The organism is Virgibacillus ndiopensis (assembly GCF_900187325.1).
In the GTDB taxonomy this organism is placed as follows: Bacteria; Bacillota; Bacilli; order Bacillales; family Amphibacillaceae; genus Virgibacillus_E; species Virgibacillus_E ndiopensis.
The window spans coordinates 476,013-497,229 of record NZ_FZMZ01000005.1 but is presented as its reverse complement, the minus strand read 5'-3'; the positions used below and the strand labels follow the sequence as shown (position 1 = coordinate 497,229).

Annotated in this window: 18 protein-coding genes, 1 tRNA gene and 6 pseudogenes; 17 read left to right on the top strand and 8 right to left on the bottom strand. The window is 37.1% G+C overall.

The window, feature by feature from the left end; translation table 11 throughout:
* Window positions 1-83: 83 nt before the first annotated feature.
* Window positions 84-1,315 (top strand): annotated as a pseudogene (locus tag CS937_RS09800) (IS110 family RNA-guided transposase).
* A 262-nt stretch (window positions 1,316-1,577) separates the two neighbouring features.
* Here CS937_RS09800 and CS937_RS19455 read toward each other — a convergent pair.
* A pseudogene (locus CS937_RS19455) lies at window positions 1,578-1,769 on the bottom strand (Rdx family protein); the annotation flags it as partial.
* A 122-nt stretch (window positions 1,770-1,891) separates the two neighbouring features.
* The gene (selB, locus tag CS937_RS09790) at window positions 1,892-3,784 is read right to left on the bottom strand and encodes a selenocysteine-specific translation elongation factor (protein WP_099158275.1); all 1,893 of its coding nucleotides are present in this window, start codon (window positions 3,782-3,784) and stop codon (window positions 1,892-1,894) included.
* A gap of 335 nt (window positions 3,785-4,119) precedes the next feature.
* Between selB and CS937_RS19450 the strand changes: the two genes are divergently transcribed.
* From CS937_RS19450 to phnC, 6 genes are all read left to right on the top strand, one after another.
* Window positions 4,120-4,216: transfer RNA gene (locus CS937_RS19450), tRNA-Sec, on the top strand.
* A gap of 187 nt (window positions 4,217-4,403) precedes the next feature.
* On the top strand, window positions 4,404-5,399 hold the full coding sequence (locus CS937_RS09785; RefSeq protein ID WP_176555808.1) for a glycosyltransferase: 996 nt from the start codon (window positions 4,404-4,406) through the stop codon (window positions 5,397-5,399).
* Window positions 5,400-5,441: 42 nt separating this feature from the next.
* Window positions 5,442-6,491, top strand: a complete 1,050-nt coding sequence (gene selD, locus CS937_RS09780; protein WP_176555807.1) for a selenide, water dikinase SelD — start codon at window positions 5,442-5,444, stop codon at window positions 6,489-6,491.
* A 189-nt stretch (window positions 6,492-6,680) separates the two neighbouring features.
* Complete coding sequence (gene phnD / locus CS937_RS09775; RefSeq protein WP_099158273.1) at window positions 6,681-7,577, top strand: phosphate/phosphite/phosphonate ABC transporter substrate-binding protein; 897 nt, start codon at window positions 6,681-6,683, stop codon at window positions 7,575-7,577.
* 11 nt (window positions 7,578-7,588) lie between these two features.
* Window positions 7,589-8,344 (top strand): phosphonate ABC transporter, permease protein PhnE, encoded by a 756-nt coding sequence (gene phnE / locus CS937_RS09770; protein WP_099158272.1) that lies wholly within the window; start codon window positions 7,589-7,591, stop codon window positions 8,342-8,344.
* A gap of 13 nt (window positions 8,345-8,357) precedes the next feature.
* Window positions 8,358-9,119, top strand: coding sequence for a phosphonate ABC transporter ATP-binding protein (gene phnC / locus CS937_RS09765; protein ID WP_099158271.1), 762 nt, complete (start codon window positions 8,358-8,360; stop codon window positions 9,117-9,119).
* A gap of 114 nt (window positions 9,120-9,233) precedes the next feature.
* Here phnC and CS937_RS19995 read toward each other — a convergent pair whose 3' ends face one another.
* Both CS937_RS19995 and CS937_RS09760 read right to left on the bottom strand, forming a co-directional pair.
* Window positions 9,234-9,350, bottom strand: a complete 117-nt coding sequence (locus CS937_RS19995) for a polysaccharide deacetylase family protein (RefSeq protein ID WP_373284332.1) — start codon at window positions 9,348-9,350, stop codon at window positions 9,234-9,236.
* Window positions 9,351-9,813: 463 nt separating this feature from the next.
* The gene (locus CS937_RS09760; protein WP_176555806.1) at window positions 9,814-10,017 is read right to left on the bottom strand and encodes a thioredoxin family protein; all 204 of its coding nucleotides are present in this window, start codon (window positions 10,015-10,017) and stop codon (window positions 9,814-9,816) included.
* A 540-nt stretch (window positions 10,018-10,557) separates the two neighbouring features.
* Here CS937_RS09760 and CS937_RS09750 point away from each other — a divergent pair.
* Window positions 10,558-11,590: pseudogene (locus CS937_RS09750) on the top strand (transposase); the annotation flags it as partial.
* 260 nt (window positions 11,591-11,850) lie between these two features.
* On the opposite strand, the pseudogene wrbA reads toward CS937_RS09750, so the two are convergent.
* From wrbA to CS937_RS09735, 3 genes and pseudogenes are all read right to left on the bottom strand, one after another.
* A pseudogene (wrbA, locus tag CS937_RS09745) lies at window positions 11,851-12,500 on the bottom strand (NAD(P)H:quinone oxidoreductase).
* Window positions 12,501-12,894: 394 nt separating this feature from the next.
* Window positions 12,895-14,220 carry a sensor histidine kinase gene (locus CS937_RS09740; protein WP_099158269.1) on the bottom strand — a complete coding sequence of 442 codons (1,326 nt, stop codon included), beginning with the start codon at window positions 14,218-14,220 and terminating at the stop codon, window positions 12,895-12,897.
* Window position 14,221: 1 nt separating this feature from the next.
* Window positions 14,222-14,908: a response regulator transcription factor gene (locus tag CS937_RS09735; protein ID WP_099158268.1), complete on the bottom strand. Its 687-nt coding sequence runs from the start codon at window positions 14,906-14,908 to the stop codon at window positions 14,222-14,224.
* A 251-nt stretch (window positions 14,909-15,159) separates the two neighbouring features.
* Here CS937_RS09735 and CS937_RS09730 point away from each other — a divergent pair, with 251 nt between their 5' ends.
* The 9 genes and pseudogenes from CS937_RS09730 to CS937_RS19985 all read left to right on the top strand — a co-directional run bounded on the left by CS937_RS09730 (window position 15,160) and on the right by CS937_RS19985 (window position 20,087).
* Entirely contained in the window at window positions 15,160-15,381 is a 222-nt protein-coding gene (locus CS937_RS09730; RefSeq protein ID WP_099158267.1) for an SHOCT domain-containing protein, read from the top strand.
* Window positions 15,382-15,462: 81 nt separating this feature from the next.
* Window positions 15,463-16,467, top strand: a complete 1,005-nt coding sequence (locus CS937_RS09725) for a DJ-1/PfpI family protein (RefSeq protein WP_099158266.1) — start codon at window positions 15,463-15,465, stop codon at window positions 16,465-16,467.
* A gap of 16 nt (window positions 16,468-16,483) precedes the next feature.
* Window positions 16,484-16,918: a DUF2269 family protein gene (locus CS937_RS09720; RefSeq protein ID WP_099158265.1), complete on the top strand. Its 435-nt coding sequence runs from the start codon at window positions 16,484-16,486 to the stop codon at window positions 16,916-16,918.
* 25 nt (window positions 16,919-16,943) lie between these two features.
* Window positions 16,944-17,558 carry a DUF2306 domain-containing protein gene (locus CS937_RS09715; protein ID WP_099158264.1) on the top strand — a complete coding sequence of 205 codons (615 nt, stop codon included), beginning with the start codon at window positions 16,944-16,946 and terminating at the stop codon, window positions 17,556-17,558.
* Between the two features lie 97 nt (window positions 17,559-17,655).
* On the top strand, window positions 17,656-18,051 hold the full coding sequence (locus tag CS937_RS09710) for a transposase family protein (RefSeq protein WP_342748198.1): 396 nt from the start codon (window positions 17,656-17,658) through the stop codon (window positions 18,049-18,051).
* 232 nt (window positions 18,052-18,283) lie between these two features.
* On the top strand, window positions 18,284-18,490 hold the full coding sequence (locus CS937_RS09705; RefSeq protein WP_099158263.1) for a DUF1657 domain-containing protein: 207 nt from the start codon (window positions 18,284-18,286) through the stop codon (window positions 18,488-18,490).
* Between the two features lie 545 nt (window positions 18,491-19,035).
* Window positions 19,036-19,514, top strand: a pseudogene (gene spoVAC / locus CS937_RS09700) (stage V sporulation protein AC).
* Window positions 19,515-19,537: 23 nt separating this feature from the next.
* Window positions 19,538-19,636: a hypothetical protein gene (locus tag CS937_RS19990; RefSeq protein ID WP_425445470.1), complete on the top strand. Its 99-nt coding sequence runs from the start codon at window positions 19,538-19,540 to the stop codon at window positions 19,634-19,636.
* Between the two features lie 158 nt (window positions 19,637-19,794).
* A pseudogene (locus CS937_RS19985) lies at window positions 19,795-20,087 on the top strand (hypothetical protein).
* 391 nt (window positions 20,088-20,478) lie between these two features.
* Here CS937_RS19985 and CS937_RS09685 read toward each other — a convergent pair.
* Window positions 20,479-20,982 (bottom strand): peptide-methionine (S)-S-oxide reductase, encoded by a 504-nt coding sequence (locus tag CS937_RS09685; protein WP_342748213.1) that lies wholly within the window; start codon window positions 20,980-20,982, stop codon window positions 20,479-20,481.
* Window positions 20,983-21,217: the final 235 nt, after the last annotated feature.

The window sequence follows — 21,217 nt, the reverse complement described above, 5'->3', positions numbered from 1 at the left end:
CTGATCAGCGTCCACACTAGGGATATCTCAGAGCGTCCAAGAAACAACTTTCAGTGATTCTAAATCGAAGGGAGGAATACCCCATGAAATTATTTGTCGATTAAATGAGAGTTCGTTTGATATCAAGGTTGCTTTTTATATGGCAAAGGAGAGAAGCTTAAGTCCTTCACCATCGAGAATGATCTACCGGGTACAACACAGCTTAGAGATATCATTCTCGATACAACCAAGGGCCAGTCGGTTGATGTGCTACGAATCGGGCTTGAATCCACCAGTGTATACAGCTTTCATCCATCCATGTTTTTACACAACGATGAATTTATGCGTGGCCTTGGGACGAAAGTATTCGTGATGAATCCCAAGCAGATTACCAATTTCAAAAAGAGCTATAGCGACCTGGACAAGACCGATGAAATTGATGCTTTTGTCATTGCTGACTATCTCCTATTTGGCCGATTGCCCATGTCTGTTGTGAAAGAAGAGAAGTACCTTGCCCTGCAATAATTAACACGAGCGAGATATCAGCTGCTACGTCAGGTTACGCAGGAAAAACAACGATTTCTACAGTACCTTAGCTTTAAATGCAATACGTACGTAAACGGAAGAGTGGGATCGTCCGTTTTTGGTAAAGCCATGATGGATTTATTTCTGGAACAATACAGCCTGGAAGAACTGGTACGAATGGCCTTAGATGAATTAGCTGCCTATCTTCGCTCTAAGGGTAAAAATCGCTTTGATGACTCGGAACAGGTGGCCAAATCCATTCAAAAAGCCGTTCGTTCTTCATATCGTCTGGATAAGGTGGTGGAAGACACAATTGATACCATACTCGTTACGTCCATCACGGTCATTCAAACGTTTCAATGGCAGATCAAGGAAATAGATAAATCCATTACACGCATTAGGCCGGATTGCGGCAGACGCTTCAGACCGTTCCTGGCTTGGGTCCGGTGTTCACAGCTGGCATCATTGCTGAGATTGGCCAAATTGAGCGTTTTGAGGACGAAACCAAAGTTGCCAAATATGCCGGGTTGTACTGGCGTAAGAAACAGTCAGGATGATTTACAGCAGAGGACATTTCATGACGCGAAACGGGAATCAGTATTTGAGATATTATCTTGTTGAACCGCCAACTCGATAAGAAGGCGAGTTCCCGAATACGGCGCCTATTACACGAAAAGGTACAAGGAAGCGCCTAAACATCAACATAAGAGAACACTCCCCCTAACCGCAAGAATTAGTGCGTTTGGTTGATGCGCTACTACGCAAAAACCAAATCTACACGCCAAAAGGAGCGTTGCTATATGAAGCATAAATAGCTTCTACATCCTTTAATTATACTTCCAGTAATTGTAATTTATTTACTGGTCTAGTTTTCTAATGTCTTTTTTAAGCAATTTGCACCTTGAAAAATAAATATTTATTTATTTTCCACTTGACATCTTACTGCAGGTCTTTATCGGAAAATCCCTTTCATTATAAGCAGAAAAGGCTGTAAAACCAAATAATTCATTCTCGAACAGACAAAAAAACGACTTGGAGTAAGACCTAAATCATTTTTTCATGTAAGAGCTATGTTACCCTTTCAGTCTTGCTATTTCATCAATTATGTTGTTCACTTCTGGGTATTCACCTGTTTCAAGTTTAGAATATATTTTCTGTTCATTAACCATAATACCAAACGCTCCTCTAGAACCCGGAATCAAATCTAGAGAGCTAATTTCGTGCTGGTAATGACTAAATAACTGTTCCGCAAAACTTGCGGCTTTCGGCGCATAATTTCACTGCATACGAAATTCAATCGTTACCTTATATTTCATACCCTAGTTGTCCTTTTCCACTTTCCTTATTAAAAAACTAGTAAGGAAAAAGTGACGCTTTTTCCTATTAGCTAAACCCATTTACGCTCTGATTCTTTTCGTCTAGTAAGGTGTAGCTGATCAAGTAATTCTAAAATAGGAATTAGGTACTTCCTTGAAATACCCAATACTTCTTTTGCATCTTTTAACGTAAAGGTTGTTTCCGTATTCGATTTAAGTTGTTCTATTGCTTTATCAAGGGAGCGTTTATGAATAAGGAAGTCATCAGTTAACCGATAAGCTTGCCCAGTCTGAATCAGATAGTTTTTTAATTCATCTGCATCAGCCTTAGAGAATGGCTTGTCCTTTACATATTCCTCCCATTTGCCTACGGCAAGCTGGTCGTTTTCTATATTACGAATTACCTGTTTCATTCGCTTCTTCCAATTATCTGGAAGATGAGATCTGAACACTGTTAGAGAAATAAACTGACCCTCCTTTTTTATCATGTTCTTGTCTAACATCATATTAAGATGGAAGTCAATTAGTTCCTTTGGAAACTCATTGGTTAAAATTTGCACCAACTCTGCCTTATCTCTTCCAAGTCGCATCGGATTCGCGTCGTGATATTCCTTTAAATTTTCTACCAGCTGTTCCTCTACCTTTATCAGCAAGGATGAAAGTGTGTAACGCTTATTAGGGAGTATGACAATGGTTTCATCTTCGACCCTACTAGTTAAAATTCCTTCCACTTCCACCTGATCCAGCGATGTTTCTTGAATCAGCTGTTTAATATCAAGGGTCTTGAAGTTCTCTAAAGCATGTTTAATGAGATCTTCTGGAGTACCCTTTTTCTTTTTTTCCAACATCGAAATCGTTTGTTGACCAAATGGATACTTTTTACTATTTGGATCTATTATCCAGCCCCCTCCTATTGTCTCTGCTGGAGTGGGTCGCCTTAGTATGAATCGATCTCCACGTCGAACAACGATGCTATTATCCAAACGAATTTGACAAAGAATTTCATCTGTTGCCTCTTGGATTACATTACGATCAAAGAATATAATTTTTCCCGTGACTTCGGAAGTACCGACGTGTAACTTGACCGGAGATCTTTGCTTAATAGCTGCTTGCAAATCTCTAACGAATCGAACCAAGACATCGATGGTATCTGACACAAGAAAATGATCAGTTGCAACTAGCACATCTCCCCGTTTCAATTCACTGTGGTTAATCCCGCCAAGATTAATTGCTGTTCGCTGCCCAGCTGATGCCTCTTTAACATTATTATGATGAACTTGGATATTACGCGCTTTCACTTTTTGTCCGGAAGGGAGAACAATTAATTGACTACCAGTCGTTACTACCCCTTCATAAATTGTTCCACGTACAACTGTTCCTTGCCCCTGAACAGTAAATACTTGATCGATAGGCAACCGGAATGCCCCGTGACGATCACGAAATTCAACTGACTTAAGCTCCGTAAAAATCTTTTCTTTCAATTGTTCTACCCCGACACTAGTAACACTATCAACATAAACCATTGGTGCATCTTTAAATAATGTTTCCACTAGTGCTTCACTAATGTCCATACCAACAAGTTCTAAAAGCTCTTCATCGACACGATCTATTTTTGTAACAGCAACAATACACCGCTTTACACCAAGAAACTCCAATATCTCCAAATGTTCCTTCGTTTGTGGCATGACACCTTCATCAGCGGCAATAACAAGGACAACAAGATCAATTCCAGCAACTCCAGCAATCATTTGTCGAATAAACCTTTCATGCCCAGGTACATCGACAATTGATACATGTGTTCCATCCTTTGTTTGTAAAGGAGCATAGCCGAGTTCAATAGAAATATTTCTTTCCTTCTCTTCTTTCAAACGATCTGTATCTATATTTGTTAATGCCTTTGTTAACGTCGTTTTCCCATGGTCAATATGACCCGCCATTCCGATCGTATAATATCTCGATTCCATAATCTAACCTGCCTTTATCCCGCATTACCGGGGAATACCCCCATCCCTCACGACTTAGTGGAATTGAAGAAGTGCAGTGGAGGATAACTACCCGTAAACGCTCGATTAGTTCAACTAGTAATCAGCGGAAGATGGAATCCCTCACTGATTAACGTTTCACTTTATATTTATACTATCACTTTAATTCTCCCTCATCAGTCTTTCAAGCTGGATAATTGTTTTCCACTAAAAGGAAGCTGATTATTTTATCATCCATAAGACTTTTTCCTTGCGAATCAGAGTCTTTAGTTATAAGTTATATTTACAATAAAAATAGGTATAATAAATAGTAAAATGGGGTTGGATGGGTGACTGGTGTCCTCCTGGGTCTTCAAAACCCTGAGGGAGGCGCGTGCCGTCTCCGGTGGGTTCGATTCCCACACAGTCCCGCCAATATTTTATATTACTACGGTCTTTGGGAAACTCCCTTTGAGCGTATTTTTTCTATTTCGAAAATAGCTACATCACAAAAAGGTAGCATGTTATTAATAAGGTAGATCCTCATTGAATTTGTTTATTGGATAACCTAAAATGCACATGTACGTTGCTTATAAAAATGACCTTAAAGGATGGAACAAAAGTGAAAGTTCTATTAGTTACACCAAATTTTCACCAGCCTCGCGGAAATACCGTTACCGTACAGCGAATAGCTGATGGATTAAAGAAATCTGATGTTCAGACTGACATTATTTCAATAACAGAGGAAAATCTAGTGAAAACCTTGCCAAAGGCTGAAGTTGTTCATGGCTTTCATGCCTATCATTTTTATAAATTTTTAGAAAAGCTTGACACGAAGCCAGCTTCTTATATTATTACCCTTACTGGTACCGATTTAAATCATCATTTATTTGATGAAAAAACGCGCGAGGATGTAATCTTTTGTTTACGTAATGCCAAAGCTATTCACGTATTTAATCAAGAAGCTAAACATATTTTATTAAAAGAACTTCCTGAGGTGAAACATAAAACAGCAATCATTCCACAAGGAACAACCGAGATTCCGGATAAGAGCCTACAACAACCAAAAGAGGATGACACATTTTTGTTTGTTCTAGCAGCGGGAATTCGCAAAGTGAAAAACATTCCATTTGCAATAGAGTCTTTAAGAAGTCTATATGAAAAAAACTCGAAGGTTCGTCTATGGCTTGTGGGACCAATTCTTGAAGAGGCTGAAGGAGAAGTTGTAAAAGAACTTCTTCAAGCCAATAAAAAATGGGTTAGCTACCTAGGGAAAGTCCCACATAAAAAAATGGGCGTTATTTATACTCAAGCGGATTGTGTCTTAAATACATCACATTCCGAAGGCCAACCTGCTTCGATTTTAGAAGCAATGTCGTCCTGCCTCCCTGTTTTAGTTTCGAATAACCAGGGAAATCGAAGCATCGTCTCACACAGAGAAACTGGTTTTATCTATACAACCTCAAACCAATTTCTTGATTATGCTGAACAAATACTTAATAATATCGAATTAAGGCAAACAATAGGTGAAAATGCAAAACAGTATATTGCTGAAAATCATTCTAGTGAAAAAGAAGCTAAGCAATTGATACAGATTTATCAAAACACTAGGAAGTAATATACATTACCTATACTACGAAAACTGTGGAGGAGTGAGGATTTGTCAAGAGAAGAAATCGTTAAACTAACTTCTTTATCTACCAAAGGTGGCTGAGGATGCAAAATTGGTCCTGACGACCTGGCGCAGGTTCTGCGTCACATACCAAAATCTGTACCCGATCCAAATTTACTTGTAGGCCTAGACACGTATGATGATGCTGGTGTCTATAAAATCAATGACGATACAGCACTAGTTCAAACATTAGATTTCTTTACCCCAATTGTAGACGATCCTTATATGTTTGGACAAATCGCAGCAGCTAATGCATTAAGCGATGTTTATGCTATGGGAGGAAAACCAATCACTGTTATGAATATTGTTGGATTCCCTATTAGCAAACTTGATAAAAGCATTTTGGCAGACATTTTAGCGGGAGCTGCTGACAAAGTAAAAGAATCAGGAGCAACGCTCGTCGGCGGGCACTCAATTGATGATCAGGAACCAAAGTTTGGACTTTCTGTAACAGGAACTATCCACCCTGAGCGCATTCGTGCAAACGTCGGAGCGAAACCTGGTGATAAATTAATTTTAACAAAGCCCATTGGAGTTGGAATTTTAACTACCGCAATAAAAAAGGACTTGTTAGAAGAAAAAGAACTAAAAGAAGTAATGACAGTTATGGCGACATTAAATAAAAATGCAGCCGAAGCAATGGAAGGTTATGCAGTTAGCGCTTGTACAGATGTTACAGGATTTGGGTTACTAGGTCATGCACGTGAAATTGCGGATGGAAGCCAAACGGGTATAACCATTTACAGTAAAGATGTTCCTCTTTTATCGAAGACAAGAGACCTAGCCAATCAAAATGTCATCCCAGGTGGCACAAGGAAAAATCATAAATGGTTGGCTGACTGCATCGATTATAGTAACAATATCAGTGAAATAGAACAACTTATCCTTTGTGATGCTGTGACATCAGGTGGCCTGTTAATTTCTGTACCTGCATTAGAGTCTGTTTCTCTTCAACAGACATTACAAGACAAACAAGTACCTTCTGTGATTATCGGAGAAGTAACAAAAGAAAATCCTGGTCGAATTACTGTATTGTAAAAAGTTAGACGATGAACTATCTTACTAAAGATAGAGATTATTATCGATAAAAATATTTTTCGTACGCTAAATTATGTTCATGAGATATTCCTTATTAATAGAATCGCCTACTTTACGAAAGTATAAAGGGACTCCATATGAGTCCTTTTAAACTACTAAAAGTTAATAACACATGATGAGGTGAAGGCAATGAAAAAAGGCTTTATCTATGTTTTATTCCTTAGCGTTGTCCTATTACTTTCTGCTTGCGGAGGAAAAAATGGGGAACAAAGCGGAGAGGAGACGGAGCAAGAGCCATTTACTATTGGTGTAATACCTGTTCAAACAGAAGGTGCGATGGAAAATGCAATGAATAAACTACAGAAAACATTGTCAAAAGAATTAGATCGCGAAGTTAAGGTGGAAGTCTATCCTGATTACAACGGTGTTGTTGAAGCAATGAATTATGACAAAATTGATATGGCCTATTATGGTCCATTAACTTACGTTATTGCTCATAATAAAAGTGGTGCAAAGGCCATTATTACACAGCTAATTGATGGGCAACCTTTTTATTACTCTTATATCATCACACACAAAGATAATCCATGGAATTCTCTAGATGATTTATTGGAAAAATCAGAAGAAATAGACTTTGCTTTCGGTGATATTAATTCTACTTCTGGTTCCTTAATACCTAGAATTGAGCTACAGGACCGCGGTGTATATCAATCTGAAGAGGAAAACAAACTTAATTCTGTCCGCTTTACAGGCTCTCATGACGCTACTGCACTAGCCGTACAAAATAAACAGGTTGATGCTGGTGCCATTGATAGTGCCATATACAACCAACTGGTAGAATCCGGAAAAATAGATAGTGAACTAATCAAAACTATTTGGGAGTCAGATAAACTATTCCAATACCCGTGGGCTGTCCACAAAAATACGGATGATAAAATAATTAAAGCATTAGAAGAAGCCTTTTTAGCTATCGATGATCAGGAGATTCTTGACGCCTTTGGTGCAACTGGTTTTACCAAGGCTAGCAATAAAGACTATGAAAGCATAAAACAGGCAGCTGTTAAGCAAGGAATTATTGAAGAATAGAGCTGATTTACATGTGGTTCAAACGAAAGAATATCATTTCGATTAGCTTGTTAGTATTTTTCCTTTTTTTCAGTGCCAAGTTAACAGAGTTTGATTTATCCAAATTCAAAGATTTCCAAAACATGATTGATTTTTTATCTCAATGGTTTCCAATGGATTATTCCAAGTTACCACACATGTTACAAGACAGCCTAGAAACGCTCGCTATGGCGTTTCTAGGTAGTTTTCTTGGTTTACTGATTGCATTACCAATTAGTTTTATTGCAGCTCGAAATACCGCTCCGTCAAGCTACCTATATTACTTTTCACGGGTTGCACTTAGTTTCATTCGCTCAATTCCAGAAATTGTTTTCGGTTTAATTTTGCTCACTGCAATTGGCCTTGGACCATTTCCAGCGACCCTTGCCATCATGTTCCACAATGTTGGTGTACTAGGAAAACTAATATCTGAATTAATTGAGGCAACAGACCCTGGACCACAAGAGGCAATGAAGGCTGTAGGTGCCAAAAGTGGTTTTGCAAATTTGTTTGGAATTCTACCACAAATTTGGCCAAATGTACTTTCCCATTATTTCTACCGGTTTGAAGTTGCAATTAGAACGTCACTTATTTTAGGTTTCATCGGTGGTGGAGGAATTGGCCAGCGACTTTTTAATGACTTTAAAACGTTTCAGTATTCTTCTGTGGCACTTGATGTATTGATTGTTATGGTTATTGTCATCATTGTGGATATTGTAGGTAGTAAAGTGCGAAATAATGTTATCTAGGAGGCACACAACTATGTTAAAAGTGAATAATATATCTGTACGCTATCCAGGTGGCGAACGTGATGCATTATCAAACGTTAATGTTTCCTTAATCGAAGGCGATTTTGTTTGTATTCTCGGGAAAAGTGGATCTGGAAAATCTACATTTATTCGTTGTATTAATGGTCTACAAAAAACCACACGTGGAGAAGTACTTTGGAATAATACCTCCCTATCGACATTGGCTGATAAACAGTTAATGACTGTTCGACGTGAAATAGGCATGATCTTTCAACATTTCAATCTTATTCCCCGTTTAACGGTTTTTCAAAATGTGTTAACAGGAACGTTTGGGTACCGGTCAACGTTTAAAAATTTAGTTGGCTGGTTTTCTAGAGAAGAGATAAAACGTGCGAAACAAATCATTGCTGATGTGGAACTAACGGATCAAATCAACCGGCGTGTGGAGCAGCTAAGTGGTGGGCAAAAACAGCGAGTTGGCATTGCCCGTGCAATGTTACAAAACCCAAAAGTATTCTTAGGGGATGAGCCTGTTTCAAGCCTCGACCCGGGTACGTCTAATCGGATCTTCACCTTACTCCAAAAAATGCACAACCGTCATAACCTTTTAACGATTATAAATGTCCACAATGTTGAATTGGCGAAGCTTTTTGCTACAAGGATTATTGCTTTAAAGGATGGGGAGGTTATCTTTGATGGTCTACCTGAAGCATTTACTGAACAGGAATTTCATCAAACCTACCATTCAACTTCTGTTAAAACGAAAGTATTATAATACATTCGATAAGGGAAAGGAGCTTTCAAATGATCAAAAGTCCATGAGTTGTTGATCAATCAAGGGTCGTGTATGGCTCTAAAGATAAGGATATCCTATAAAGCTTCCTCATCATCAAAAATCCGTTATGTTAACATTTGATGATAGTTCTGCTGACTTAAGTGTATCTTTATTGTATTGACCATATGGAGGACGGAAATAGGATACTTTATTTCCAATAATGTCATCCATTTTTCTTAGAACTGTTTTTCAAGTCAAGGTATTGTTCTTCGTAGGGTGGCCTTTTGTAAGACTTTTATGTTTTGTTGTATGAGTTCCATTCTTATGCTACTGATCCATTACTCTTTTCCAAGGTCTGCCTGAATAATGCAAGCGATATTGCCAAAAAAACATTTCCTTATGTTTTCATCCTCTAAAATTAGAATTAAGAACGATACTATGGTTAGTCGCTTCTATCGATTGGAACTAGCAAATAACTTCGAGTAAATCGCATCAAATATAGTAAACAATTTAGAAAACGGGGCATTCATCCTGTTGCACGAATTAAAACAAACGGTTGCTGCATTACCTGAATTAATCCATACTATTAGAAAAAATGGATATTCGTTTAGCCTAATATAAATATTGTCCTTTCTATTGAGGAAACTATAAGAGAGCCATGAGTCAAGACTCATAGCTCTCTTTAAACAATAATCTATGACTGGGCAAATTCTTTCACCTGGTTTTCTGGAATAAACCCTACAGAACGATTAACTTCTTCGCCGTCTTTTATTAACACTAAAGATGGAATACTTTGAACTCCAAACTGCTCAGCTAGATCTTTTGAATCATTAACATCTACGTTATAGAAATCAACAGAATCTAACTGTTCAGAAACGCTAGAGACCACCGGCCTCAACATTCTGCATCCTTGTCACGAATCAGCTCCAAATTCAAGAACAATAGGTTTGTTCATCGAAGCAGCAAGCTCTTGGTACTCTTCCGTTGTTATCGTTTTTACCATGTTTTAAACCTCCTTCACTTCAGTTATGTTACTCTTTTAGTTTTGAACAACATCATTATTTTGATACACTTTAAAACAATAAAGTTCGTATCACTCGAATTTATTCATTTCCTGATCTTTTTACTATCTTAACTACTCATAATGGAATCCCACGATAGAATAGATATTCCCTATGCTAGAATGATTATTAAAAATATTTCCTTCACTATATGAGAGTTAATCCTTTACAGCTTGTGTTGTTCCAAGTATTACACAACCTTCAGATCCACAACCTACACCATCTTTTAACTTTCCTTCTTCTGCTTTTTCTTTTTATAGTTGCTTTTGTTGCCACCCGATATCAATCGTTGGATAAAGCTTTTGGGTAGTAAATATACCATCTTTCTTTTCTAATTAGAAAGTTATCTGTATCCAGAAGTAAAGCTTCATCCATCGGTGGTTAGGTTGTTTCATACAAGGAATAATACTCAAAATGAAGTAGAGCTTGTTTGTCTTGAAGACTTGGTACTCTAGAATCATTTACTTTGTAAAATTGATAAATACATTGATTTTTATTTTATTATAGATAAGGTAAAGCCGTATTAGTGTGAAGAGAATGGTCGCCCTTCCTTAGATCCTATTGTCTTATTTAAGAAGATGTTTATTGGCTATTTCTTTGGAATTTGCTCTGAACGTCAGCTGGAGAAGGGAATTCAAACGAACTTAGCGTATCGCTGGTTTCTTGGTTTAAAGCTTTCTGATCCAGTTTCTCATCACTCCACAATTAGCTAGAATCGTCGAAAACGATTTAAGATCACCCAAATATTTCAATCTTTGATGAACCTGTTCTCAAGGCTGTCAAGCACCGATTGCACGCATTTAAAACCAAATGCCAATAAACATAAATTCTAAAAAGAAGAAGTAGAGACCCGATACTACAGAGAAGAACTGAATTAAGCTAATGATGAGGATCGGATACAACATAGAAAAAATCCATTATAAGAAAGAAACGAAGTGAAACAAACAAAAACGATCCGCATGAGTAAAACAGATCCAGAAAGTGGTTATTTTATGTCCCGTGATCACAATCAAGAAATGTTCTGTTATCTAGATCACCGAACAATAGACATGAAATATAACATAATTACGGATGCCCATGTCACTCCGGGAAATGTTCATGATTCTGTACCGTATTTAAAAAGTATAGATAGGAAAATGAAAAGAATTGATTTCAAGGTAGAAGATATATAACGAAGATTAAGATCTTTATATATGGCCGAATGGCAAGGCATTAGCCCACTCCACGACTAGCCAAGATGGATATTGAGAATATAAATCCCATCCTAAGAAATGACGTGCAACTTGTCCGCTCTTAGATTAATGTATACGATCGAAAAATCACCAAAAAGTATTAACTCGACATGTGTGGGAAAAGCATAAAGATAAGGTTCGCGAGAATCGTTTATCTTCATCAAGTAAAATGCTTTTTTAAACTGATATATAAAAAATCTTGCAGAGAAAAATCCCCACTTTTTATACAATCTAAATAAACAACTATCAAAGTTATTTGATAATTGCTTATTCTTCCTTACTGCTTTGTGCATTTTGGTCATATCATTGTAATTGTATATTATCAAAATTTTTATATCCCTAAACATCATTGAATTTTATATATTAATATATTTCTGGAATTCCTTAACGTTAGGATTTCGGGATTTTTTGTTCAAAAACATTTTAGCTTAGGATGCTTTAATATGCTGCGATAGCCATTTTAAGAAAATTTCCTTGTTTATTAATTTCCTTTTTGATCGATTCCGCAACTGTTACTGTACGTTTAGCCCGATGTTTCACTGCTGCTTCATTATCCTCGACCATTTTACCCTCCTGGTCAACTGTTACACTTGTTCCGTATGGGTTTCCTCCTGCACCAAATAATACAGAATCTGTGTAACCAGGAGTTGCTATAATAGCACCCCAATGCATCATCGAAGTGTAAAGAGATAGTAATGTTGCTTCTTGACCACCATGAGGGTTTTGTGCTGAAGTCATCGCACTTACAACTTTATTTACAGTCTTACCACTTGCCCAGATCCCCCCTTGAATGTCTAAGAATTGTTTCATTTGTGATGCCATATTACCAAATCTTGTTGGAATACTAAATATTATTGCATCTTCCCATTCAATATCATCCGATGTTGCTATTGGAACGTCTTTTGTTGCTTCAATTGTCGATTTCCATACTTTATTTCCCTCAATGACTGATTGTGGGGCTAATTCTTGTACTTTTAATATTTTACCTCAGCATCTGCTTCTTTAGCTCCTTCTTTAGCCCATTTTGCTAATTGATAGTTTGTTCCTCCCATGCTATAAAAAACTACTACTAACTTTACGCTTGACATAATTTCCATCTCTTTTGATTTTTTAAATATTCTGTCTAAAAGTTCCATATATTACACCTTTTTTTAATTTAGTATTTAATACCTCTTATAAGGAACCACCTCCAAAGATATTCAATGTTTTACTAATATTTTTATCCCCAATATGCTTTAATTATAGGGTATTCGGATTTTAGTGTGGAAAACTCATTTTACCTAATAAATGTTCACATAGCATTAATTCGGATTATCGTGTAGAAGAACATAACAGCCCAAAGGATGATTCTATTAATAAATAATTTGGTAACAGTTTTGAGGGCCTATTTGATTAATCTTTTTTCAAGATTAGGCTCTAACTTAAACTGAAACTGGCTTGTTAAGGTTTATTTTAGTTAACTTTATTTTAAGATAAGGGTTATCAAGCATTAGAACAGTGAGCTGGTATACAACCTTTTATCAGTGCACCACCTTCTGAATGGTTATCTACGACAAGGTCACCCCCGTGTTGTCTAACGACCCTTCTTGCAATAGTCAACCCTAACCCGACCCCTCCGGTTGAACGATTTCGTGATGCTTCACCACGATATAGTGGATCAAAAACACGATGAATCTCTTCTGAAGAGAAACCTTTCCCTGTATCTTGAACAGTAAAGACCACTCTGTTACCGTCCTTATAGCATTGTATAAAAATTTTACCAGAGTGTGGTGTATGTCTGACAGCATTATCCAATAAGTTATTTATGGCACGCTCTAATAAATACGAATCGCCCATGATCATACAATCGTCCCCAAAATAGTTTGCGATAAAAGAGATGTTGTTTTGCTTAGCTAGTGGATTCAGGCTATCAATCGACTTCTTTAATAAAATCGGAAGATTAACCGTGTTTTTTTTGAGTTCCATCTCCAAATATTGCGTCTTTGTAAATGTAAAAAGATCCTCTATAAGACGGGCCAATTGTTCTGACTTTTCCTTACAAACCGCCAGATACTTTGCTTGTTTATCCGGTGAATCAGCAATTCCTTTTTCCAGACCATCCAAATAACCTCGTAAGGCGAATAATGGTGTCCGTAAATCGTGGGCGACTGCAGCAATGATAAATCGGCGTTCTCCCTCCAATTCCACTTGTTTTTGCATGGATTCTTGGAGACTATCTGTCATTATTTGAATTCCGCCATGAACTTCCGTAATTTCTTTGATCGGGGACTCAGGTAATTGGACGTCCAAATCCCCTTCTGCGACTTGTCGGACTGCCAGGCTCATTTTCTCAAGCGGTTTGAGAATAAACCTTCTCATGACATAACCGATGATAAAAAAAGCTAACAATAATCCTGCAAATGCCGCAATCATCTCAACCACTCTTGAATTCGGCTGGAAAATCATTACTCTTCCAAATAGAAGTCCATCTTGCATAATTGAAAACTGTTCTACTCGCGTAAATGAGCGAACTTCCTCAGGGAAAAATTCAAAAACCTCTTGATTTGAATCGGTTAAAATTTCTAAACCCATGTCCAATGCTTGTAACTTTCCTCTTAAATCATCTTGCCATTTGGGGTCAGACCAGTTTTCTGTATTTGTTTCAATGAAGTGGCTCATTTTTTTTAAATCTTCTTTCTGAGCTTCATTCGTGTCGAAACTGAGTGATTTTGTTGTTAGTAAGTGGGCCGTTACGTAAAATACCCATGGCAACATCAAGATTAAAAGCAAACTAAGTATAGAAAATGTACGAATGCGAATTGATCTCATTTTATTCTCCTTTAAAACGGTAGCCTATACCCCAGACATTGAATATATATTTTGGTTCGTTTGGATCGTACTCAATTTTCTCACGTAGGCGGCTAATATGGACGCGGACAGTATGTTTATCGCCAATTCCATCCCAAAATTTTTCAAGTAATTGATCATATGTAAAAACAATTTGCGGATGCTCGGCAAACAGTTGCAATAACTCATATTCTTTTGGTGTAAGTGAGATGTATCTTCCCTCTACAAATACTTCTCGTGTGGATAAATCCAAAGTGAGGCCACCGTAATCCAGGATCCTCCTGCTAAATCCCTTTTGGGAACCGGATCGTCGCAATACAGCCTTCACTCGGGCAATAATCTCACCCGGAGATGCGGTTTTAACTATATAATCATCCCCTCCAAGTGCCAGTCCGCGAATTTTATCTACATCATCACTGAGGGCGCTCAAGAAGAGGATAGGAATGTTACTTTCCTCGCGTACCTGCCGACAGAACTCGAACCCATTTTGTCTCGGCATCATGATGTCAAGAATGATGCAATCAATTGTGACCTGCTTAAGTGCGAACAGTGCTTGATCGGCGTCATAAGCAGTTTTTACATAGAAACCGTCATTCTCCAAGAAGTCTCTTAATAGTTCGACAATGCTTTTGTCATCATCCACAACCAGAATCGTCTGTTTTTCCTTCACAAAATCCTACCTACCCTTCACGCTAGTAAAAGAAACGAACCTTCCATCGAAATCTACTTTCAGTATATCACTGTTTCAACAATGATGACTTCACATCACTTTTTTGTGATGGATTGTGATTGTTTTGTGACCTTTTTGTACCATCATTTGAGACACTTAAAGGTTATTGTTTAATTGTGAAACGATCGGCGAATATTCACTATAAATAAAGTGTTTCGCCTTACTTTTATTACTCGAAGGGGGTTACACAAATGGGTTTCGAAACTCACAGTTTCTCATTCTTTCCATTCGGTGCTTTGTTTTGCCTTACACTTTTCTGCTTTATGGCGGTTCAAATCTTTGAAATTCGCTGTCGCTATAAAGATTCCAGTCAGAAAGACAGGGACATAACCATGATTCTTAAAAATCGGTTAGCCAAGGGAGAAATTAATGAAGCTGAGTATCAAAGGTTGAAAGGGCTTCTTACTAAATAAAAGAACGCTTCTTGTAGCACGGGGTCAAATTAATTGCTAGAAAACTTGATTAAAATTTTAAAAAATGGAGGCAATGTGTGTATGAATGTTCAAATTGTGTTGTTTGATGGATTTGATTTATTGGATGTAATTGCTCCTTATGAAGTGTTTAATGCAGCTGGAATGTACTCAAATGAGGACATAATAGTTAAACTAGTTTCCGCTGAAGGTGAACGAATGGTGATGAGTGGAGTAAATCAGTTACAGCTCCAAGCAAGCGGCAAAATTGATTTATCCTCTAAAGGAATCATTCTTGTTCCAGGGGCATCTGGTTCTGTTGATGATAATGGACCAGATTCAATACCAGTAAGAATAAAACAAGCAACGGAAACAGAATTAAGTAATGTATTAAAAGAAGCAATTCGGAAACCTGATATCTTGCTTTCCACAGTTTGTGGCGGTTCTCTCCTATTAGCCATGGATGGTCTGCTAGAAGGCCGTCATGCCGTTACACACCATTTGGGAATGGGGCTTTTGCAAGCTACGAATACGTTTCCGGTTCATGCCCGGGTTGTAGACGATGGAGATCTTATCACTGGTGGTGTCGTTACTTCGGGACTTGATGTTGCGCTTTATTTAGTTGAGCGAGAGTTAGGTCCTCGTATAGCACATGCTGTGGAAAAACTATTTGAGTACGAGCGCAGGGGCACAGTTTGGAAAGCTGAAGGAAATGCACCTAAAGAAAGCAAACATGAAAATCCAATGGAAGCAACAAGTTCCCGTTCCTCAAATCAAACTGATAAGAGCTTTAATTTCCAAGGAAAATGGGAGACTACAATTTCCACTCCTATTGGCGATCTTTCCGTTTTATTAAATTTATCTTCTGAAGATGGTCGTATAGCGGGAATTGCAAAGCAAGGAGAAGATATTGTCACTTTGAACAATATTGTACAGGAAGGGAATCAATTAAAGTGGTCTATGAAAGTGAAGAAGCCTATAAGACTTTCTTTAAAATTTATCGTTTCTGTAGATGGAAACAGTATGTATGGTGAAGCAAAGGCTGGTATGCTTCCCTCATCAAAATTAATTGGACATCGTATTTCTTAAGAATGGAGTTGTAGTTATGTATTCATTTATTGTATTTTTTCATGTAATAGGTGCTTTATTGCTCGGTAGTTTTCTAGCTTTTCCAGTTGCGTTTAAATCTCTTTTGTCACGTTCAGGTAATGAATTAAAAATATCTGTTAAAACATTGGTAGGCTTTACCCGCTTTGGCCATTATGCATTAATTTTGTTAATCATTACAGGAGGGTGGATGGTAATGGGATATGCCACTTATCCTTCTTTGTTATGGGTGGTGCTATCATTAATCCTGCTTATGCTTATTGGTGCTTTGATAGGTATGATACAAAATAACTTGAAACGAGTCATTCTTGCAGAGGATCCTGAAAATGCGTTACAACGAAATAAGGCCAAACTTAATACACTCGGTTGGTTTACATTTGTGCTTATTTTTACTGTTGTTTTTGTTATGACAAATCGTGGTTTATTTGCCTAAATATAAGAGGAAAGGATAACGATAAATGAAAAAGAACATTTGGATCATTTTTTTAATCGTGTCGTTCATGTGGGTCATGCATACATTTTCAAAAAACTTCATGGTTGATCCCACTTTTCAGGATTTTCTTGCTAAAAAAGATGAAGTTCTAACTAACGAATCGTTGTGGATACTTATGATCAGGTTACATATAATTTTTGCTATTATCTCCCTTATCACTGGACCCTTGGGTGTGATCAAGAAATTACGAATTAAATCTATCCAATTTCATCGTTGGAATGGTCGAGTCTATTCGCTGTCTATTTTGTTAAATTTTATCCCTGGTGTTTATGTTTCTTTTTTTGCAACAGGAGGATGGTTGAGCACCATTGGATTTCTCGTTTTAAATACACTATGGTTTGGTACAACAATTCTAGGCTATATCAATATTAGAAGAAAAAACGTGATAAAGCATAGTTCATGGATGTCAAGAAGCTTCTTTCTTGCCTTTGCCAATATGATCATCTACATCATTGTGGCCATTTCACACAATGCCTTGCAATTTTCATATGGTACTTCCTACACAATTGCTGTATGGTTATGCTGGGTGATCAGTTTATGCATTGCAGAAACCATGATAAGAAAAAAAGTATTTATATAATTGGATATTAATATTAATGTGGTGTTTGAAGAAATTTGTGATACTAACTTTTCCACACGATAATCCCAATGCCCAACTTGAGAAAAGGATAGAATAAATGTTACCCAATATGATTAACCTGTCAAACTTTGAGATTCTTGATATGAAAGAGAGTGAATATGATTACAGATTCTTAATAAAGTCAAATACTCCACCACCTTCACATTGTCCTAAATGCGGCACATTTCCTAATCTTTACAAGCATGGTAAGAAAGATCAACTATTCTTTGATCTGCCTATGCACGGAAAACGTGTAGGCTTAATTACTAAACGACAACGGTACAGATGTCTGGAATGCAAAGAAACCTTCTTTGAAGATCTTCCTGATATGGATGTCAGTCGTTCTGTTACTAACAGGCTTATAGATTGGATTCAACAAGCAAGTCTTGAAAAGACCTTTACCAGTACAAAACCTTGCTCCACAATCAAAACATACGTCCCCCCTGTTAGTTAGGAATTTTAGCAGCGTCGACCCCTATTTTTATTTTCTTCATATTTATTGCATCTCCAAAAGCCCCTTACTATATGTGACGAAACAATTCAGTTAAATGTTTAAAATTATTTGTCAGACATTTTTCTTATTATATACAATTTAAACATATATAGGGAAAAAACAAAGAGTATATTTATATAAACAAAATACAATTATAACTAATGAAAGATAGGTTAAAAAAGGAGGAAAATTCATGACGGTTGCTTCACAAGTTAAACAAACTATTGCTGGACTAAAAAGCGCTCAAGCAAGCTTCGAACAATTTGCCCTTCAAACACAAAATAAACAAGCAAAACAACTATACCAAGATGCTGCAACGCAAACACAAGCAATATTACAAAATGTAGAACCGAGAGTTACGCAAATAGAACAAGAAGAACCACAATACAAACAACAATAAAGGATTTTGCGAGGTTGGATGAGTTACAACCTCGCTCCTACATATCCATACAGAAGGTGATCAACATTTACGTTAAACGACTTATTATATATTTTGGACTGATGTTTTTTTATTTGGTTGTAGTCCTGAAAGTGAATCTAACGTAGCCAAAAATGACGTTCAAGACGTTGAATACACCAAAATTGCTAATAATAAATTTGTCGACCAACAAAAGGTAAATAAGGCAAAAAACTCTTAGTAAACATGATGAAATAACGTCTATCAACGCGTCATTTCGGATAAAGATTTAGTTGTAGCTATTAAAGTTCATCATAATAAACGATTTCAACTAACGGATATACGTAAAAAATATGCAAAAGAACTAAAGAAAAAATACCCAAACATAAAAATAGAACTTTCAACTGACAAGAAATTATACTTGTACTCGAGTCTCTTGAAAAAGAAATTAAAGATAAGGATATTTCAAACAAACAGATAAAAAAGAAATCGAAACACATTATTAACTTAATGAAGGAACAAACATAACGAAAAGAGTGGATTTGAAAATGACAGATAAGAAAAAGAAGAATTTACCACCATCATCTCAAGAGTATCAAGCTTTCCAGCAACAAAGAGAAGTCAAACGGCCAATACTAAAAAATTGTATAAAACATTTCTTGTAGGTGGATTTATTTGATTTCTCGGTCAACTAATATCAACTACTTACATTTATTTTTTTGATTTTACGGAACAAACTGCAGGAAATCCTACTTCAGCTACACTTATTTTTATTACAATGCTTTTAACTGGATTCGGAATTTATAATCGAATTCGACAATTTGCTGGCGGTGGTTCCGCGGTATCAGTTACAGGATTTCGTAATGCTGTAATCTCCGCTGCAATTGAACATCGAACAGAAGGATTTGTCCTTGGAGTTGGAGGAAACATTTTCAAATTAGCTGGATCTGTAATCGAATTTGGTGTCTTCTCTGCATTTATCGTTGCCTTAATAAAAACAATTTTAATTCAATGGGGTGGATTGTAATGCTAACTGGACATTGAACCTGGATTTTTAAAAATAAACCAACTATCCTTTCAACTGCCACTGTAGGTGGTCCTTTTGAAGCTAATGGGAATATTCCTAATGACTTTGATCTACTTTCATGACGATATCTGGTTAAAGCAAGCATCGTTTGAAAAAGCACAACCACAACAAAAAATGATGGAGGAAGCTTGTCAGTTCGCAGTTAAAAATAGTCCAATTTTTTTATGCCAAAACAATGGGTCTTGCCTAATTTGGATTTTTTAGTGCTTGTGCGACATCGATGGAGAGTTTAGCATTATCAGCATTTCTTATTAATGGCAAAGGTGCTAATTATATACTAAGCGGAAGTGCTAGCCATAATATGCAGTCGAAAAGCAATTTCGTCAACCCACAGAATACGGTGGTCAAAAGCCACCAACAGCCCAATGGACCGTAACTGGTGCTGGCCTAGCTCTAATCACAAGAGAAGACAATGGTCCTAATATAATTTCAGCAACAATAGGTAAGGTTGTAGATATGGGAATGTCAGATCCATTTATCATCGGTGGGGTAATGGCTCCAGCTGTTTGCTGATACAATTGCGGCCCATTTAAAAGAGAGAGACGTAGATGCCTAATTTATTATAATTAGAAGGCTAGACAAGGAGCCTCTGTGAGCATAGATTTCTATGCAAGGAAGCCAGCTCTCCATCGTTTTATGATGCCACCTGCGCGCATTTGTTCAAGCTCTTGTGGAAAGATGCCTATTTAAATATATGCTTATATTTAGAATCCTTCAATGGTAAAGCAAACTGGATCATACCAGTACCGTCTACGTTTATGATTGAAGAAACAGGTGAAATTCGCTTTAGGTATGTCAGTCCTAACTTCATGTCTCGTTTGGAGCCTTATGACGTTTTAAGTGCTTTAAGAAACCTATAAGTTAAAGCAGCCCTAATAACAGGGCTGCTTTTCATTCTTTTCTATTAATCTAACCCACACATATCCTCTGAGTGCTCTTTCAAATTCTCACTCACTTCCCGGATAACCGAATAAAGTGAATCGTAGGCTGAATCCGGATACTCTTGCATCAGTTCTTCTAGTGAACCACAACCCTTTGAAAGACCATTTAGCCTAGCAGCTAAGGTTGATTCAACTAGTGACTCTTTTTCAACATGTAGATCCTGCCACTTCTCATAGACCGGTTTCCACCTCTGAAGGTAATACTTTTGATGATGAAGGCCTGCTTCGTAAAATGAATGTAGGGGCTCCACAGAGGTATAGCTGTTCCCATGGATATGTTTAATCTCTTCTAATTTTTGAAGCATTTCACTCTTCTGCTCTTCGTTTTCAAACAACAATAAAGATCGATACTTCATGGAACGAGGTGCTCTTGTTGTATTATGTTGCTTAAAAAATTGATTTACGATTTGCTCTAAGCTTAAAAACTCTGTGTTAAACTGGACTTGTAAAACCTCCGTGTAGTCCAGCGTGTTTTTCGAGGTCAGTTGACCTTCTTTTCCACCTCCTTACCCGACTTTCGTTCTAAGAATCCCTGAATGGTATCCAAAACGCGCCTCTGGCCACCAAAAGCAACCCATTCCAAATGTTACGGTTTCCAATCTCATCACCTAAAAAAAATATAAATCGTGGCACATCGATTACAAGATGCCTGATTTATATTATCCTTAATTTATATATTATAGCTTCATATTCGTCATATAA

Excerpts from the sequence above, each read along its gene's own strand:
- selB (WP_099158275.1), bottom strand. The coding sequence starts at position 3,784 with ATGGAATCGAGATATTATACGATCGGAATGGCGGGTCATATTGACCAT.
- phnD (WP_099158273.1), top strand. The coding sequence starts at position 6,681 with ATGAAAAAAGGCTTTATCTATGTTTTATTCCTTAGCGTTGTCCTATTA.
- phnE (WP_099158272.1), top strand. The coding sequence starts at position 7,589 with ATGTGGTTCAAACGAAAGAATATCATTTCGATTAGCTTGTTAGTATTT.
- phnC (WP_099158271.1), top strand. The coding sequence starts at position 8,358 with ATGTTAAAAGTGAATAATATATCTGTACGCTATCCAGGTGGCGAACGT.
- CS937_RS19995 (WP_373284332.1), bottom strand. The coding sequence starts at position 9,350 with ATGGATGACATTATTGGAAATAAAGTATCCTATTTCCGTCCTCCATAT.
- CS937_RS09740 (WP_099158269.1), bottom strand. The coding sequence starts at position 14,220 with ATGAGATCAATTCGCATTCGTACATTTTCTATACTTAGTTTGCTTTTA.
- CS937_RS09730 (WP_099158267.1), top strand. The coding sequence starts at position 15,160 with ATGGGTTTCGAAACTCACAGTTTCTCATTCTTTCCATTCGGTGCTTTG.
- CS937_RS09725 (WP_099158266.1), top strand. The coding sequence starts at position 15,463 with ATGAATGTTCAAATTGTGTTGTTTGATGGATTTGATTTATTGGATGTA.
- CS937_RS09720 (WP_099158265.1), top strand. The coding sequence starts at position 16,484 with ATGTATTCATTTATTGTATTTTTTCATGTAATAGGTGCTTTATTGCTC.
- CS937_RS09715 (WP_099158264.1), top strand. The coding sequence starts at position 16,944 with ATGAAAAAGAACATTTGGATCATTTTTTTAATCGTGTCGTTCATGTGG.
- CS937_RS09710 (WP_342748198.1), top strand. The coding sequence starts at position 17,656 with ATGTTACCCAATATGATTAACCTGTCAAACTTTGAGATTCTTGATATG.
- CS937_RS09705 (WP_099158263.1), top strand. The coding sequence starts at position 18,284 with ATGACGGTTGCTTCACAAGTTAAACAAACTATTGCTGGACTAAAAAGC.